Source organism: Halobacillus sp. A5, from assembly GCF_024189315.1.
In the GTDB taxonomy this organism is placed as follows: domain Bacteria; phylum Bacillota; class Bacilli; order Bacillales; family Halobacillaceae; genus Halobacillus_A.
Window position 1 is genome coordinate 94,112 of sequence record NZ_JAIZEO010000003.1, and the last position, 15,221, is coordinate 109,332.

The following is a 15,221-nucleotide window of genomic DNA, read 5'->3' on the forward strand; positions in this document are numbered from 1 at the left end:
CATCTTACGATAAGAAAGATTTTCTTGCTTCTTACAATGGCTTGCAAGTGCCTGAAAGGGAGCAAACCTGCAGCAAAAGGGTTTGCTCCTTTAACTTATTTTTAGGGAAGGTCTAAGCAATGAAAGGCAGCAAGAGAGGTATTAGTAAAAATGAAGAGAAAGCTGGGTGGATTTTCGTAGCTATCTAAGTTTTCCTGTTGCTTCTGTCATTAGAGATTTTCTTAAAAGCTGAAAAGATTTAGTTAAGTTTGTCTCGTATTCAAGTTTTCCATAGTTAGATTCTTAAAAAAGAGTTGTCCTTTTCTTTATATAATCCATACGTACTCAGAGGTTTCCTTCAGAAGGGACTTTTTTACCGGGAAGTATATATAAAAGTATAAAACAGCCCATTTTGTTTAAAATAGTTCAAAAAAGGGTGTGGTCTGATGTGGCTTATTATTGTTCTAGGTTTTATTTTTCCTTGGGTGTTTGGCATATACCTGTATAAGAAAGCCCCAAAGATTTTTTACACCAATGCACCTATTACAGCCCTGATTGCTGTTGTATGCAATCAACTTGGCATCCATTTCGGTTTATGGAAGGTTCATCATATGCCCAAAGTGGTCCTGTTAGACTCAATCTTTCTCGATTTAGGAATTTTCACTATCGTAGGGGCGTGGTTCACATATTTATTGCATTACAAACAAGTCAAGCCATTCCGGCTACTATCTTTTTTTATAATAGGAATGACTTCCTTAGAATACATCATGCTTGTCACGGAACAATTATCATATCACAGTTCTTGGAACATTTTTTATACCTTTTTAATGTATATAGGAGGATTTACCACGCTATATTTTATTACCGAAAAATTAGTTAAGCTAAAGGTTTACCCTTAATACCTTTCGTAAATGGCTGTCATCTTCCCCAATGGGGACAGGTGATTTTTTCTAAAAAGGCCCCTTTTGAGGTCTTTAATATTTTCAGAATCAGTTTGACAGTGGGAACTGAGGTCGAAGTGATAGAGCGGAATGATAATACTGAAACATTTAACCTAAGCAAGTAATAAGTGAATATTAATAATGGGGGAGTCAGTTCAATATAGACTCGATAATATCTTGATTTCGAGGTTTCAACAAATGGGGGCATTTCTTAAAAAAGGAATGCTCTTTTCGTATCCAATTAAAAGGAAGTAAAGTAATTATTATATTAAAGATGGTATAGGTGTTGAAAGCTTTAGTACGATATATGCTAAAATATTAAAAAAGGTAAACTTTGGTGGCCAACCACTGCAATAAGACTTATAACGAAATTAGGTTCTTGATATAACCCGTCAAGGAAATATTATAAAACAGTACTTTAATAAAGGAGTTGTATAAAATGGATGAAATAAAAGATACAGAAATAAAACGCTCCTCAAAAGCAGAAAACATTCTAGCTCAGATCAATAGTAAAACTAAGCTAGGCGACTTACGAAAAATCGCGAAGGACATTAAAAAAGATCACGAACTAGCTATGGAACTTTGGTCAACCGAAGAGTTTTTACCCAGACTATTAGCAATCTTAATTATGGACAAAACACTTCTTTCACAAGATGTGCTAAATAAGCTTGATAAGGATATGCAGACTCACTCTTTTGATGAGCGAAATAACTTAATGGATTGGTTAATGGCTAATCAGCTCACCAAAGATAAGAAGAAAATTGCATTGATGGAGTCATGGGGAAATAGTCCTTCTGCTCTTCAAAGGCGAGCTTTCTGGTATTATCAAGGGCGATTGAGATGGACTGGACAAACACCGCCTGATAACACCGCAGACTTGCTATCTGCATTAGAAGCTAATATTAAGCAGGAAGAACCCGAAGTTCAATGGGCTATGAATTTCACCGCAGGCTGGATAGGCGTTTATGATGAAAAGAATCGTGCACGTTGTATAAAACTTGGTGAGAAAACGGGTCTTTACAAAGAAGAAGTAGTAGCAAAAGGATGTACTCCCAGCTATTTGCCGGAATTCATTACAATTGAAGTTAACAAACGACATAATAATTAGTTACCTCTGAAAAATTTATTAGGGTTTAATGCAAAAAATAAAGGAATTCAAAGCCTCACAATAAAATTGTAACAGGCTTGGACCGAGGCAGCTAGTTAATGAAATAAGAACAACTTTTCAGCTGCGAAATACAACGATACTACGTAATTCAATAATATCTATTTGTACTAACTTTGTGAAACAATATACTTAAAGTAAAGAGGGCGAATCTGGAACAAAAGGATTTGCCCTCTTTTTTAGTTTCGAGATAATACAGCTAAAAGGGATAAGGCGAGAGAAATGAAGATTTACAGCGTTAAGGAATATTCAATATTAATAAGCCTGATTTTTTAAGTGAAAGAAATCAGGCTTTTTTTAGTGCGGCTAAAACATTGCGATTTAATAAACTGACTATCTAGGTGTTAAGGGGTGAACAGCTTCCAGTGCCCCTCGGAAACAACTTCAACGGCTCCATCCGTCACTTTGATGGCCGTTTGATCGTCAATTGCGTACCCTGGCACTGAGACGCTGGCGGCCCACTTTTCTGCATTGGCCAAAGTATTGTCCGGTAACATCTCGTTGACCTAGGTGAGGGAACAATGCAAAATCGACAAGACCCAGCGTTTTATCTCCCCTTGTGGGCGGACGCCAGCCTACGAATTCTTCACCGATATTCGGGGCCATTACCATACTCCCAGCGCTCATTCCTACATAGACTGCATTAAGTGATGGCAAGAGGTCTGCCAGGCCGGATTGTTGCATCCAGTGGTACAGGTAGAGGGCGTCTCCGCCTGAGACTAGCAGGACGTCCGTCTCCCGGACAAGCGGTGCCCAGCGTTCTTCGTCGATGCTTGGCAGCGCTGTGAGCTCCAGCACGCCGACTGACTTCCATCCCAGGTCAACCATGGGGTTCTCGGAATTCCCGCTCAGGAACTCCCAGGCTTTGACGCCGGGACCAACCCAGGGGTGTCCATACATCGCAGTGGGGATGCACAGAGCGTTGGAATCGGCGATCGGCTTGCTCAGCATGTCAACCAGCGCGTTGTGGATCCTCGAGTTAGACGCCCGCCGACGTTAGCAGAAGTTTCATTCCAAATCCTCCAAATAATTATGCAACATATGTTTTTCCTCCTTAGGTTCCGGAATCCAGTTCTTTTTCACGTAAACATTTCTTTTGTTGATTCACTAACTGCCATATACTGAAAGGCAGGCAAAAAATCACTTTTTCTATGTTTGAATTCCCCTATTCATTTTATCATGTTTCCTCCTTATCAGGATTTAATCTTATTTATTGTTCTGAGATTCAAGAGGAGAAATCTCTAATCGGACTTCTTACAGAAACAGGTGCTAATCTTCAAGAAAGGGTTCACTAACCTATTCCGAATTAGTACGTGGCCAGAAGACTTTTCTTCTAGGGAGCAAGTTTATATTTGTCTTTTATGATAAAATCGGGCATAGTTGGTTTGTAAAATAAATTCAAACATAAAATTAGAAAGAGACTCACCGTTAGGGATGATTTTGCTACCCCATATATTTTAAAGTGATATGAAAGCAATGAGTAATCTTAATGAGTTCTTCCAATTAAAGAACAATTGAAGCTCAGACTACTTTGTCTGAGCTTTTTCTAAATCTTGATCAATTGATTTAATTAGGAACAACTGCGAAAGCATAAATGTCATATTGAGGATTTTGTACATCCTCAGTATTGCAGTTATCATTACATGTATATACTGGCTCTAGTTCGTAATTCTCACCACCTGTATTGATAGTTATTTCTTCATTCAATCCCTCATCCTCATTATTAGTATTTGTAGTCTCTTCAAGAGCAGCCTGCTAAACTAATTAAAACAAAAAGCAATAATAGAAAATTGTTCATTATGTACCATCCTTAGAAATGTTTAAATGTTACGGTGGAGATTGTAATACCCCAGCTTCTTGTAATCCATTGTTACAGAAACGGGGACGGTTATGAAATGTCATTGCTTTCTCCACAATAAAGCGCAACTTCTTAATAAAAAAGTTGCGCCGTTTTCAGGGTGAAAAATGATTCACCTTCCGACAAGGAGGAAATATTAATCTTCTAAAACAAACCCATATAAATAGGCGGCTAACCGATCAAAGTCTTTATCAGTGGAACATTCAATTTGTAGATCAATAAAAGTCATGACGATTTCTTCATCATCAAACGGAAAATGGCTGTTATCTACGTTACTCAGGATCTCTCTGTTGGAGAGGCCCTTATTTCGTAATACTTCAACTGCTTGCTTCATCGAAGATATTTCTGCCATGTGTACGCCCCCTAATAAAATGAAATGATTGACTCCCATTCTTTACCACTGTAAAAGGTCGAGGATCAGGTACTTTCATTTGAGCTATTATATGGTGAAATAAATATAATAGTATATAGAAAGTATAAGCTTATGATTTTTGATATGTCAAACACTTGAAGAGGATTATTTTTACAAACTAAACCGTCATAAAAAGGTGCCTGCCCCTTACTACGGCAATACTTTAGTGTAGTGGGGGCAGTGGCACCTTTTTTTATGTTGGAACGAGGGAGAGATGTGAATTGTTGGCCATTGTAAGCTTGTCCGAGAAATGCCTGTAATGTTAAACAATATATTGAAGTTGCTAGATAAGTGTTGGACAATATTACCAGGACTGAAAGAGGTGATTTGTTGAAAATTGTTAAACTTATATTGTCGGTTTTGGTGATTTCCCTAGCCGTTTACGGATTAGTAACAGGAGAACCAATTAAGGTCATTCCATACTCGATGATGTTTTTAGAAGCTTATATGGTGGTTCTGGGTATTGATGAGTTTAATAAAAAGAAGAATTCATACATAGGTTACATTCAAGTTGTCGTTGGAATTATTGCTTTCTATGTGTCTTATCAGGCGTTTATTTCTACCTGAGCCCATAGATGAATCCCCAAAGAGCCAGTTTTTTCGGTATTATCATACGTCCAATAATCCTAAGAGCTCTCCACAATGTAGTGGAGAGCTCTTAGGATTAAACTTGAACTTGAAACTGTCTGGAATATAATTGAGAATATGGACCTTCTCTCTCAAGCAAGGTCTCATGGGTTCCCTCTTCTACGATTCTTCCTTTCGATAACACCACAATTCTTTCAGCGTTTCGTATCGTAGATAGCCGGTGGGCAATCACTAACGTGGTCCGTCCCTCAGCTAATGTCTCCAGGGACTCCTTTACAATGTTCTCACTTTCATTGTCTAAAGCACTCGTAGCTTCGTCTAGAATGAGTATAGGAGGATTCTTTAAGAATACGCGAGCGATACTTAAACGCTGCTTTTGCCCTCCAGATAAACGAACGCCTCGTTGACCTATTTCAGACTGGTATCCTTGAGGCAGCTTCATGATAAATTCATGCGCATTCGCCTGCTTCGCTGCACTTATGACATCCTCATCTGTCGCTTCAGGGTAACCGTAGCGAATATTATCTAAGACCGTGCCTGAAAAAAGATACACGTCTTGCTGGACGGTCCCGATGCTGTTTCTTAAGAAGGACAAGTCAAGATCTTTAACATCCTTTCCATCGAGATAGACTCCTCCATCTGTAACCTCATAAAAACGTGGAATAAGTGAGCTTAGAGTGGTCTTCCCGACTCCTGAAGGACCTACAACGGCTACGTACTCGCCAGGTGAAACCCTAAAGGATAATTGCTCAAACACGGGAGGTAACGATCGATCATATTGAAAAGATACGTCTTTAAACTCGATGTGACCCCTCAGGCTCGTAATTGTTTTTGCGTGAGCATTATTTTTTATAGAGGGTGGGAGGTTCATCATTTCCATAAACCGTTGAAACCCTGTAATCCCCTCTTGGAATTGAGTACTCATATGGGTGAGTCGCTGCATCGGTTCAACCATAAACCCGATATACAACAAAAACGTAATTAAGTCAGGCAAATCAAGAGAAGCATTCATGATTTGAATGGTACCAAAAATGACTACCGTAATGGTGATCAGTTGAATGAAAGCTTCTGTTCCATTAAAAAAGTAAGCCTCCGCTTGGTAGGTTCCTTTTCGGCTTTCTAAAAATCGAGCATTCTCTCTGTTGAATTTTCTAATTTCCTCATCTTCATTTGCAAATGATTGGACCACTCGTATGCCAGCCAGGCTGTCTTCCACCTGAGCATTCACATCACCAATTCGCTCCTTATTATTCATCAAAGCACGGTTCAGTCTCTTATTAAAGTATAAGGAAAAGAAACCGAGGACAGGCAAGAAACAAAAGACAGCTATGGTGAGGGGAGCATTGATAAAAAATAAAATCACAAAAGCTCCGAGAAAACGAACGAAATATTTAACGTAATCTTCTGGACCATGGTGATACAGCTCGGAAACCAGCAATAAATCATTGGTGATTCGTGTCATCAACTGACCGGTTTTCTGCTTATCATAAAAGCTGAAAGATAGTCGCTGCATATGAGCAAAGAGTTCACTGCGCATATCACTTTCCATACGTGCTCCAATTTCGTGGCCTTTGTAATCGACAAAATAGTTTCCGATGTTTTGTAAAATCACTAATATTAACATGACACCACCGACCCATAAGACTTCATCGAAGGCCGTGGATAAATTTCCTTCCAACACGTCTTTCGTGACATAACGAACGAGCAAAGGAAACAATAGAGTGAGCGAGGAAGTGATCAACGCACATAATAAAACAACAAGAAAAATGTTTAGATACGGCTTATAATACGAAAGGAATTTTTTTACTGGAAAGCTCATATTTTGCCCCTTTATTGTGTTATTGGCTTAAACACATACAAGGGGGACCGTAAACGTTTAGGAAGGCGTTCCACCCTTATATGTTGGTACGGTAAAAGTGATCATGTTTTTCATGTAAACAACCTCCTTTTCGTTGATTAATATAATAGTAAACGATTTCATTGTGAAATTGAAGATGGAACAAGTTAAAACAAAAAAAGAAAACGTAATGCTGCGTATCTATGATTTTTGTCCTCTAATGTGCAACACTATGGTTGCTTCTTAATGTGGAGACGTGCTATACTTTGGTTGCACATATAAGGAGGAGTAATAATGGATAATGATCAAATTAATAGAGAAATTTTCATTAATGCACCCATCCAAACGGTATGGGAGTTAATTAGCCTACCGGCGTGGTGGGTTGGTGATGCACCAGGTCCAGATAAAGTTCAAGTAGATGGATCACGAGTGGTGGCAGACACGAAATATGGACAATTTCCGGTGTTGATTGAACAATCAGAGCCGCCAAACTACCTGGCATGTCGGTGGGCGAGTTCATTTCCCGGAGAGGAGCCAAAAGGGGAAAACTCTACACTGGTCGAGTTCAAGCTTACTTCTCAAGATGAGGGAACGTTACTTAGAGTAGTTGAAAGTGGCTTTTCACACCTTGCTGTATCCGAGCAAGAGCGCAGGAAGTACTATAAAGGCAATGTTCATGGCTGGGAGATGCAAACTGAAGTACTGCGAAAGCGGGCGGAGCAATAAATTGGCAGCTTCTGAGAGTAGTCATTTTGAAAGTGTCTTGATCGCCTTAGCAGACCCCACACGTCGGGAGCTGCTTGATTTAATCGCTTTAAGAGGCCAGGCTACAGCAACAACATTAGCAGCTGCGGTAACGGTATCCCGCCAGGCAGTGGTAAAACATTTAACCATCTTAAAAGAGGCAGGGCTCGTATCCAGCAATCGTGTGGGGCGGGAAGTCAGGTACAAGGTGTGTACCCGGCAGCTGTCTTCAACAGCGGAGTGGATGGCGAATCTAGCTGCTGATTGGGATAGAAAGTTAGATTGGATTAAGCGCACAGCAGAAGATTCGTAAATGAAAATTAAATAATGATGACCTAATGGTTAATAAATTTACTTGGAGGGATTCCTTTGACAGCAGAAAAAAGTTTAAGGGTTTGTGAAAAGGGACATAAGTATTACAAAAGTAGTGAGTGTCCAAGTTGTCCTGCGTGTGATAAAGAAAATAAGCCTAAAAACAGCTTCCTTTCGAATCTTAGTTCACCTGCAAGAAATGCGTTGATTCACAAAGAGATTGATACTTTGAAACAACTATCAACGTTCACTGAAAAAGAAATTCTGCAAATTCACGGGATTGGACCGTCTTCCTTACCTACTATGAGAAAATTATTAGAAGAAGAAGGGTTATCATTTAAAGAATAAATAAACGGCTTTAATCGTTTATTTGCTGTCTTTTCTATTTCCCAAAAGTTGATAAATGAAATAATACCCCAGCTGTGACTAATGGATACACTATAATACATAATAAATATTCTTAGGTTCATCTATAGAATTGGCTATAGTTAACACTAAAAATAGCCAATATAACTCTTAATCTGCAGACTGCTTTCTAAAGAAAGGGATATATATTTTGGAGTATGAGGAGGAGGATAGATTTGACAGGAGTTTTTCCTTTAAAGATAAATTTTCCTTTAAGGTTAAAAGAAAGTGAAGACAAAAAGTTGGGAGGAAACAAAATGACAACTCAAGTCAAAATCACTCATAGTTTCAATGCTCCACGTGGAGAGGTATTTAAAGCATTCACCGACTCAGAACATTTGCAGAACTGGTGGGGGCCAAAAGGATGGGCGTTTAACGTTTCTAAATCAGATTTCCGTACGGGTGGTGTTTTTCATTACAGCCAGAAACCAGATGACGGCGATGCAATGTGGGTTAAGTTTGTATACAATGAAATTATTGTACCAGAGAAAATTGTGTATACCAGTATCTTTTCTGATGAGGAAGGTAACATTATCCGTGCCCCCTTTAATGAAAAATGGCCTTTAGAAACCCTGAATACCCTAACGTTTATCGAGGACGAAGGAAAAACAACGATTACAGATGTCGTGACTCCTGTATCAGCAGCCGAAGAGGAGATTAAAATATTTGGAGAATCACAAACCATGGTTTATGAAGGATTTTCAGGCACCTTCCAGCAATTAGAAGATTATTTGTCGAAGTAATCGACATAAGCATAATTTTGATATTTATGAATGGATGAACTTGTAAAGTACATCGGGTAAAAGTAATCCGCCGCGAGACGACAGATCAAGGGGGGATTACTTTTTTGATGACGGTAGCCTGTGTTCAGAGCTGCAAATGCTGCCGCAGATATTTTTAGTAAGTCTTCATGGATTGAGACATATCATTAATAACACTTAGGGTGTCTAGCCAATTGATAAGGGGTGGGGATTTGTTAGGATATTACAGCAGTTTATCATCTGAGGTATATGATATGGATAAACCAGTGGGTCATTCATTCGGGGATGTGAAATTTTACATCGATCGATTAAGTTCTGTTCATGGAACTATTCTTGAGCCTGCAACAGGAACTGGACGTATTCTTATTCCACTTTTGGAAGAGGGAATGGATGTTGATGGTTTTGATAGTTCGTCAGATATGTTGGAAATATGCCGGGAAAATTGCGAAAAAAGAAGTCTGACTCCTAATCTTTTCCATGCCCAAATGGAATCTTTTTCATTGGAGACGGAATATGAAGCGATTATTATCCCGACAGGAACTTTTTTGTTGCTGCACGAAAGAGATACCTCCATCCAAGCATTGAAGAACTTTTATAAGCATCTACGTAACGGAGGAAAGCTCATTCTCGATATATTTTTACAAACGGAAGCGCCTGTGGGGGAAGTTTCTACAAGGTCTTGGGAGTGTGCGAATGGAGATGTGATCACGTTGGAAGATAAAAAAGTTGACGTAGATTACGTTCGCCAGTATACGATTTCTCATGGGCGTTATGAGAGATGGAGGAATGGTAAACTTATAGAAACTGAACTGGAACGTTTTCCGCTTCGCTGGTACGGCATTGAAGAATTTAAAATGATTCTTGGAGATGTGGGGTTCCAGAATATTGAAATCTCTTCAAACTATAACCTTGGTGAATATCCGACCTCTCCGGATCAAATAGTAACTTTTGAAGCCGTGAAAATAAAAGAGTGAATTTTAATTTAATAAAAAACAGGGCGTTTTATGGTCAGGGAAGTTCTGCATTTAATCAGGTCTGATATATTTTGCGATCTAACTGTAAGGCGTTCATTTGTTTATTTCTAAAAAGTAAAAACAACAGAGTAATGATACACCTGACTAAGTAATTATGTATGGGGCTTTATTTTTAGTTATCTTTTAAAGAAGAGGAGGAGTGTCTATGAAAAAGAAATCTATCTATTTATCACTTTTCCTATTAATGTTTACATTATCTGTAATTACCTTAAACCTGGTAAACACCAAAGTTAACAACCTTTTCGTCGGGATTCAATGGGCAGCTCTTATACCCGCTGCATTTATAATGGCGTCCATACCAGGCGCCAATCAGATCCTTTCTCTGAGAAACGGACTGAGAAAAGGGGCAAAAACAGCAATCATAGCGGTCACAGGAAGGTTTACTGCTTTTGCCTTAATGGTGATGGCTGTTTCTTTCGGGCTACATACTATTCTTCATACATCCACCATTGTCTTTACCATTATTAAATGGGTTGGCGTTATTTATTTAGGCTGGCTTGGGGTGAAGACAATCTTAACGAGTAGGAACGAGTATGATGATGAACAGGTAGAGGGGAATGAATCCACAAGGGGTCCCTTGAATGCCTGGTATTATGCGAAGCAGGAGTTTATGGTGGCAGCAGCTAACCCTAAAGCCTTATTGTTGTTTACTGTTTTTCTTCCTCAATTTATCTCTCCTGACATGGGTGATGCTGGAGGTCAAATCCTGATTGCAGGCGCTGTCTATATATTGATTGAATTCATTTGTGCGACGGTATATGCCACAGTGGGAGGAGAGCTTAAAAGCATTGGGCTGAGCGGAAGGGTCAAAAGGAATTTGGACCGTCTGACGGGCGGAGTAATGATTGCTTTAGCCGCCTGGCTGTCTACGGACAAAAGATAAATAATTTTTTTGAAAGGAGAGATTTTATGGCAAAGGTTATTTTAGGAATGACGATGTCACTAGACGGGTACATCAACGACAGGAAAGGTAGTGTAAGTCGGCTGTATCAGGATTTAGAGGAGCTTCGGGAAAGCGAAGTTCTTCAAGAATCCATCCGAAATACCGGAGCTGTGGTCATGGGAAGAAACGCTTATGATATAGCAGATGATCCGGATTTGTATGCGGGAAATTACGAGTATCAAGTGCCAATTTTTGTGCTTTGCGGGAATCAACCTCAAAAACACCCGAAAGAGTCGGATCAGCTGACCTTTACCTTCGTCACTCAGGGTGTTGAAACGGCTATTGCTCAGGCAAGAGAAGCTGCCGGAGATAAAGATGTCACAGTCATAGGCGGCGCGAGCACCATTCAGCAGTGCATCAAAGCAGGGCTCGCAGATGAATTGGAGATCGATATCATGCCGGTGCTTCTGTGTGGAGGTCTTAAGTTATTTGACCACATAGGCGAATCTCCGATTGAATTGGAAAAAGTGAAGGTAAAGGAGATCGGGGAAAGAACTAGTATGCACTTTCGTGTGGTGAAATAGAGAGAATGAGCTCTTAAGAAAGTATAGAAACACCGAAAGTTTTCAATTCTTCGGCGAGTATTCAATAAGAATAGCCGCCTCTTTTTTTGAAATTCTATGTATATTATAAGCAACTAAATAGTTTCTTGTTATTGACGGCAACCATTTAGTTGCTTAAACTTAAAATATGAACAAGGATAAAGACGCTATATTCAAAGCACTTGGCGACTCAACTCGACGTCTGATCTTAGACGAACTTTCCGAACGCAGCGAGCAGACGTTGTATGAACTTACGGCACGGCTCATTATGAAGCATGACCTTTCTATTTCACGGCAGGGAATCGCTAAACATCTCACTATATTGGAAGATGCAGGGCTCGTCGTATCCAGACGAAAGGGAAAATACAGAATACTTACCTTTAACAACGAACCACTTAAAGACTTGCTGAAAGGATGGGTGGAGTAATTTTATAGAAAGAGGACCTTCTAAGCAGAGGGCCGCAAAGCACCAGGCAAATAATAAGGGAGGCACAACAATATGAAAATCATTGTGACCAGTATATTTGTAGAAGATCAAGATAAGGCACTGGAATTTTATTCAGAAACACTAGGATTTGAAAAAAAGCATGACGTACCTACAGGGGAATTCAGGTGGATCACGCTTGTTTCACCCGAGGATCAGGACGGTACTGAGCTTTTACTAGAACCCAATAACCATCCAGCCGCTAAAGAGTATCAAAAGAAGTTGTTTGCTGAAGGCATTCCTGTAACCATGTTTGGGGTTGCGGATATTCACGCCGAGTACAATCGATTAAAGGATAGAGGCGTGAAGTTTACGATGGAACCGGAAAAAATGGGTGAACTCACTATAGCTGTTTTCGACGATACATGCGGAAATCTTATTCAAATTATGCAGCAGTAACTTCGTGACGTGCACAGCGACTGCCCCTTTAAGTTAACCCTGTCCTGTATTTAGGATGGGGTTGTATTTTTTATAAAGTCACTGAGTGAGGTTTAACAAAAATAAAGAAGGAGTATTAGACTGTTGGTAGAATATATATATTGATGAGTAAAGTCTAAAATTGGAAAGCAGGAGGTTATTATGGGGAGATTAGTTCATTTTGAAATTCATGTGGATGACATGGACCGTGCCAGGGCGTTTTACGGAGAAGTGTTTGGATGGACATTTGAGGATTGGAGCGAGTATGCCGGCATGCCGTATTTAGGTGCTGTGACGGGTGACGAAAAAGAACCGGGCATTAACGGAGCCTTAATGCAGCGGCAAAGTGCCCCTCCAGAAATGAACCAGCCTGTAAATGGCTTCACCTGTACCATGGGTGTGGAGGACTTTGACTCGGTTGAATCTAAAATTATGAATAACGGCGGCAAGGTCGCTATGCCGAAATATGCTCTGCCCGGGATGGCCTGGCAGGGATACTTTATTGATACTGAAGGGAATATTTTTGGTATTCACCAGCCAGATGAAAACGCGAAGTAGCATGTTTAAAGTCTAAACTGCTTATGATGAAGGGAAAGTTGAACAAGGCGGTCATCCAGGTGATCGGCTTGTTTCTTTTTGAAGGATGATGGTAGACTCAATCATCAAATTTCACGAAGTTTTACAACTAAGAAATTAACTAACATAATTTACTTAAGGTGATATAACATATGAAGCATTCAGTCAGCGGTTACAAGCAAACTGGTAATCTTACAAAGAAATATCACACCCCCTGGTATTCTATATTGATGTTAATGTTTATGGGTGGATTACTACTTTATTTCGCAATTCCTTTGTTCACAAATAAAGGGGTTAGTTTATCGGAACAATTGTACTTCGTAGTACTATGGTTAATTTTCACTCCATTGTTTTTAGGATATGGATTTTATTTATGGAGAAAAAGAATACAAGGTAAAGGTATATACTGGGATGAAGAGGGCGTTGTCATTGATCTAAAAGGGAACAAAATTTACTGGAACGAGATCGAGGATATTAGGTTAATTAAAGGGCCTCCGCTGTACATAATGAAAGAGACAGTGATTTATCCTCATTATACGAAACATGAGGAGATCAGAGCTCGACACAATAAAATTATGCCAAAGACTGCACATTCTATAAACTGGTTTTTCATTGAAAGTGCACACAAGATGCATGGAAAACTGAAAAGAGATTGGAAGGATGATAGAAAGGTTACTTATTAATTCGGTTCGTAAAATGGTTGGTTTTTACTAATTATTTAAACAAAGGGAGACGTTAAAATGACAAAAGAGCTGACTTTAGAACAACGAGAACAACTACTCAACACGTTAAAAGACCGTTTTGAGAAAAATATAGACCGCCATAAAGAGCTTAAGTGGGCAGAAGTACAAGCTAAGGTCGAGGATCAGGCTGTTAAACTATGGTCGCTTAATGAAATGGAAGAAACGGGCGGTGAACCCGATGTGGCTGCTTTTGATTCAGAAACAAATGAATACATATTTTATGATTGTTCAGCGGAAAGTCCTAAAGGTCGCAGAAGTGTCTGTTATGACCATGAAGCGCTCGAATCAAGGAAAAAACACAAACCCGAAAATAACGCCTGTGATATGGCAGAGGCCATGGGGGTTGAACTATTAACGGAAGAGCAGTACCGGGAGCTGCAGAAGCTTGGAGAATTTGATCGAAAAACTTCGAGCTGGGTACAGACGCCTGAGGCGATTAGAAAGCGTGGCGGGGCTATCTTTTGTGACCGCCGCTATGATACTGTCTTTACGTACCACAATGGAGCGGAATCCTATTATGCGGCGAGGGGTTTCCGCGGCTCGCTGAGGGTCTGAATTGTTCGTTAGCGGGTTTTCGCCCATAATTTCAAACATTCGCCCATAAAACTAGAAATCCGCCCATAAATTTTCAAAAACGCTCATAAACCCCGCCCCGGCCATCGAAGCCAAAAGTCCCCTGGATCAACGTGTTCGCACCTTGATCCGGGGGATTTCTTTATTTCACGTAGCCATGACTTCTGCGGATACTGACTCCTTCATTTAAATCTTCATTCCACGTCAGGATCCGTTGCACGTGGCCGCAGTTTTTTTGACCGAAAAGGGTCTTCACTTTATTGATGAATTTATTGTAAGCCTTCGATTCTTCATACATTTTATTGTAGGATTTCTTGTACACTTGAACGGCGTCTTCTAAGGCACATTCATAATCGTAACGCAGCTTCTGCAGAGCTTTGGAATCTGAGTGATCGCCGTAGGCTTCGGCTGTTAAGTATACAAGTCGATCGACGATTTCAGTGGAACTGGTCAGCTCGCGTTCTTGTTCAGGGGTCTCGCGGCTGGCTCTTATATTCTCTTCTAGCTTCAGGATCTGCTGTACGGTGTCGCAGCTTTCTTCCCCGAGGCTCATTTTTATTTTCAATACGAGTTCGTTGTAACGGATAACTTCGGGTCTGATTTCTTCATTAACTTCTCTGTACATCTGGACGGCTTGCCATACAGCACATTCGTAATCGTGACGCAGCTTCTGGATGTTCTTCGAGTCGATTTGCTCATGATAAGCTTCCGCAGTTAAGTGGGTGAGACGATTAACAATAGTTTGTGGACTAGGCATACTATCCTTCCTTTCTAGTAACGTCTTCGTTAGTTGTAAGTTTATTCATAATTGCAGCAGCTGCATCGTTGTATAGTTAATACCCAACTATCATTTTGATAAACAAGTGAAAGCGTTTTTCAGGGGAAGTCTTTCTTTTTTGATAAAAGA

At 39.9% G+C, this 15,221-nt stretch carries 19 protein-coding genes and 1 pseudogene; 15 read left to right on the top strand and 5 right to left on the bottom strand.

Features of this window, described 5'->3' with window-relative positions:
* Positions 1-425: 425 nt before the first annotated feature.
* On the top strand, positions 426-878 hold the full coding sequence (locus LF822_RS12285) for a hypothetical protein (RefSeq protein WP_253924364.1): 453 nt from the start codon (positions 426-428) through the stop codon (positions 876-878).
* A 481-nt stretch (positions 879-1,359) separates the two neighbouring features.
* On the top strand, positions 1,360-2,028 hold the full coding sequence (locus LF822_RS12290; RefSeq protein WP_253924365.1) for a DNA alkylation repair protein: 669 nt from the start codon (positions 1,360-1,362) through the stop codon (positions 2,026-2,028).
* Positions 2,029-2,429: 401 nt separating this feature from the next.
* Here the strand turns inward: LF822_RS12290 and LF822_RS12295 are convergent.
* From LF822_RS12295 to LF822_RS12305, 3 genes and pseudogenes are all read right to left on the bottom strand, one after another.
* A pseudogene (locus LF822_RS12295) lies at positions 2,430-3,097 on the bottom strand (Type 1 glutamine amidotransferase-like domain-containing protein).
* A gap of 554 nt (positions 3,098-3,651) precedes the next feature.
* Positions 3,652-3,792, bottom strand: coding sequence for a hypothetical protein (locus LF822_RS12300; protein ID WP_253924366.1), 141 nt, complete (start codon positions 3,790-3,792; stop codon positions 3,652-3,654).
* Positions 3,793-4,079: 287 nt separating this feature from the next.
* On the bottom strand, positions 4,080-4,295 hold the full coding sequence (locus LF822_RS12305) for a hypothetical protein (RefSeq protein WP_253924367.1): 216 nt from the start codon (positions 4,293-4,295) through the stop codon (positions 4,080-4,082).
* Positions 4,296-4,685: 390 nt separating this feature from the next.
* Between LF822_RS12305 and LF822_RS12310 the strand changes: the two genes are divergently transcribed.
* A complete protein-coding gene (locus LF822_RS12310; RefSeq protein ID WP_253924368.1) occupies positions 4,686-4,922 on the top strand; it encodes a DUF3953 domain-containing protein in 237 nt (78 codons plus the stop codon).
* A 97-nt stretch (positions 4,923-5,019) separates the two neighbouring features.
* On the opposite strand, the gene LF822_RS12315 is transcribed toward LF822_RS12310, so the two are convergent.
* Positions 5,020-6,762: an ABC transporter ATP-binding protein gene (locus LF822_RS12315; protein ID WP_253924369.1), complete on the bottom strand. Its 1,743-nt coding sequence runs from the start codon at positions 6,760-6,762 to the stop codon at positions 5,020-5,022.
* A 312-nt stretch (positions 6,763-7,074) separates the two neighbouring features.
* Between LF822_RS12315 and LF822_RS12320 the strand changes: the two genes are divergently transcribed.
* From LF822_RS12320 to LF822_RS12375, 12 genes are all read left to right on the top strand, one after another.
* Complete coding sequence (locus LF822_RS12320) at positions 7,075-7,506, top strand: SRPBCC domain-containing protein (protein WP_253924370.1); 432 nt, start codon at positions 7,075-7,077, stop codon at positions 7,504-7,506.
* A 1-nt stretch (position 7,507) separates the two neighbouring features.
* Positions 7,508-7,837 (top strand): ArsR/SmtB family transcription factor, encoded by a 330-nt coding sequence (locus tag LF822_RS12325; RefSeq protein WP_253924371.1) that lies wholly within the window; start codon positions 7,508-7,510, stop codon positions 7,835-7,837.
* A 56-nt stretch (positions 7,838-7,893) separates the two neighbouring features.
* Positions 7,894-8,184 carry an RNA polymerase alpha subunit C-terminal domain-containing protein gene (locus tag LF822_RS12330; RefSeq protein WP_253924372.1) on the top strand — a complete coding sequence of 97 codons (291 nt, stop codon included), beginning with the start codon at positions 7,894-7,896 and terminating at the stop codon, positions 8,182-8,184.
* Positions 8,185-8,498: 314 nt separating this feature from the next.
* Positions 8,499-8,984 (top strand): SRPBCC family protein, encoded by a 486-nt coding sequence (locus LF822_RS12335; RefSeq protein ID WP_253924373.1) that lies wholly within the window; start codon positions 8,499-8,501, stop codon positions 8,982-8,984.
* 230 nt (positions 8,985-9,214) lie between these two features.
* A complete protein-coding gene (locus tag LF822_RS12340) occupies positions 9,215-9,976 on the top strand; it encodes a class I SAM-dependent methyltransferase (protein WP_253924374.1) in 762 nt (253 codons plus the stop codon).
* A gap of 205 nt (positions 9,977-10,181) precedes the next feature.
* On the top strand, positions 10,182-10,919 hold the full coding sequence (locus LF822_RS12345; RefSeq protein WP_253924375.1) for a LysE family translocator: 738 nt from the start codon (positions 10,182-10,184) through the stop codon (positions 10,917-10,919).
* Positions 10,920-10,945: 26 nt separating this feature from the next.
* The gene (locus tag LF822_RS12350) at positions 10,946-11,503 is read left to right on the top strand and encodes a dihydrofolate reductase family protein (RefSeq protein ID WP_253924376.1); all 558 of its coding nucleotides are present in this window, start codon (positions 10,946-10,948) and stop codon (positions 11,501-11,503) included.
* Positions 11,504-11,669: 166 nt separating this feature from the next.
* On the top strand, positions 11,670-11,948 hold the full coding sequence (locus LF822_RS12355; RefSeq protein WP_253924377.1) for an ArsR/SmtB family transcription factor: 279 nt from the start codon (positions 11,670-11,672) through the stop codon (positions 11,946-11,948).
* 72 nt (positions 11,949-12,020) lie between these two features.
* Positions 12,021-12,404, top strand: coding sequence for a VOC family protein (locus LF822_RS12360; protein ID WP_253924378.1), 384 nt, complete (start codon positions 12,021-12,023; stop codon positions 12,402-12,404).
* A 180-nt stretch (positions 12,405-12,584) separates the two neighbouring features.
* Positions 12,585-12,980, top strand: a complete 396-nt coding sequence (locus tag LF822_RS12365; RefSeq protein WP_253924379.1) for a VOC family protein — start codon at positions 12,585-12,587, stop codon at positions 12,978-12,980.
* 170 nt (positions 12,981-13,150) lie between these two features.
* On the top strand, positions 13,151-13,681 hold the full coding sequence (locus LF822_RS12370) for a hypothetical protein (protein ID WP_253924380.1): 531 nt from the start codon (positions 13,151-13,153) through the stop codon (positions 13,679-13,681).
* 57 nt (positions 13,682-13,738) lie between these two features.
* Positions 13,739-14,296 carry a DUF4256 domain-containing protein gene (locus tag LF822_RS12375; RefSeq protein WP_253924381.1) on the top strand — a complete coding sequence of 186 codons (558 nt, stop codon included), beginning with the start codon at positions 13,739-13,741 and terminating at the stop codon, positions 14,294-14,296.
* 160 nt (positions 14,297-14,456) lie between these two features.
* Here the strand turns inward: LF822_RS12375 and LF822_RS12380 are convergent, their stop codons facing one another.
* On the bottom strand, positions 14,457-15,071 hold the full coding sequence (locus tag LF822_RS12380; RefSeq protein ID WP_253924382.1) for a hypothetical protein: 615 nt from the start codon (positions 15,069-15,071) through the stop codon (positions 14,457-14,459).
* Positions 15,072-15,221: the final 150 nt, after the last annotated feature.

Bases quoted from the DNA above. Each gene is read 5' to 3' on its own strand.
- LF822_RS12355 (WP_253924377.1), top strand. From the start codon at position 11,670: ATGAACAAGGATAAAGACGCTATATTCAAAGCACTTGGCGACTCAACT.
- LF822_RS12320 (WP_253924370.1), top strand. From the start codon at position 7,075: ATGGATAATGATCAAATTAATAGAGAAATTTTCATTAATGCACCCATC.
- LF822_RS12290 (WP_253924365.1), top strand. From the start codon at position 1,360: ATGGATGAAATAAAAGATACAGAAATAAAACGCTCCTCAAAAGCAGAA.
- LF822_RS12365 (WP_253924379.1), top strand. From the start codon at position 12,585: ATGGGGAGATTAGTTCATTTTGAAATTCATGTGGATGACATGGACCGT.
- LF822_RS12345 (WP_253924375.1), top strand. From the start codon at position 10,182: ATGAAAAAGAAATCTATCTATTTATCACTTTTCCTATTAATGTTTACA.
- LF822_RS12315 (WP_253924369.1), bottom strand. From the start codon at position 6,762: ATGAGCTTTCCAGTAAAAAAATTCCTTTCGTATTATAAGCCGTATCTA.
- LF822_RS12335 (WP_253924373.1), top strand. From the start codon at position 8,499: ATGACAACTCAAGTCAAAATCACTCATAGTTTCAATGCTCCACGTGGA.
- LF822_RS12360 (WP_253924378.1), top strand. From the start codon at position 12,021: ATGAAAATCATTGTGACCAGTATATTTGTAGAAGATCAAGATAAGGCA.
- LF822_RS12380 (WP_253924382.1), bottom strand. From the start codon at position 15,071: ATGCCTAGTCCACAAACTATTGTTAATCGTCTCACCCACTTAACTGCG.
- LF822_RS12350 (WP_253924376.1), top strand. From the start codon at position 10,946: ATGGCAAAGGTTATTTTAGGAATGACGATGTCACTAGACGGGTACATC.
- LF822_RS12370 (WP_253924380.1), top strand. From the start codon at position 13,151: ATGAAGCATTCAGTCAGCGGTTACAAGCAAACTGGTAATCTTACAAAG.
- LF822_RS12375 (WP_253924381.1), top strand. From the start codon at position 13,739: ATGACAAAAGAGCTGACTTTAGAACAACGAGAACAACTACTCAACACG.
- LF822_RS12285 (WP_253924364.1), top strand. From the start codon at position 426: ATGTGGCTTATTATTGTTCTAGGTTTTATTTTTCCTTGGGTGTTTGGC.
- LF822_RS12305 (WP_253924367.1), bottom strand. From the start codon at position 4,295: ATGGCAGAAATATCTTCGATGAAGCAAGCAGTTGAAGTATTACGAAAT.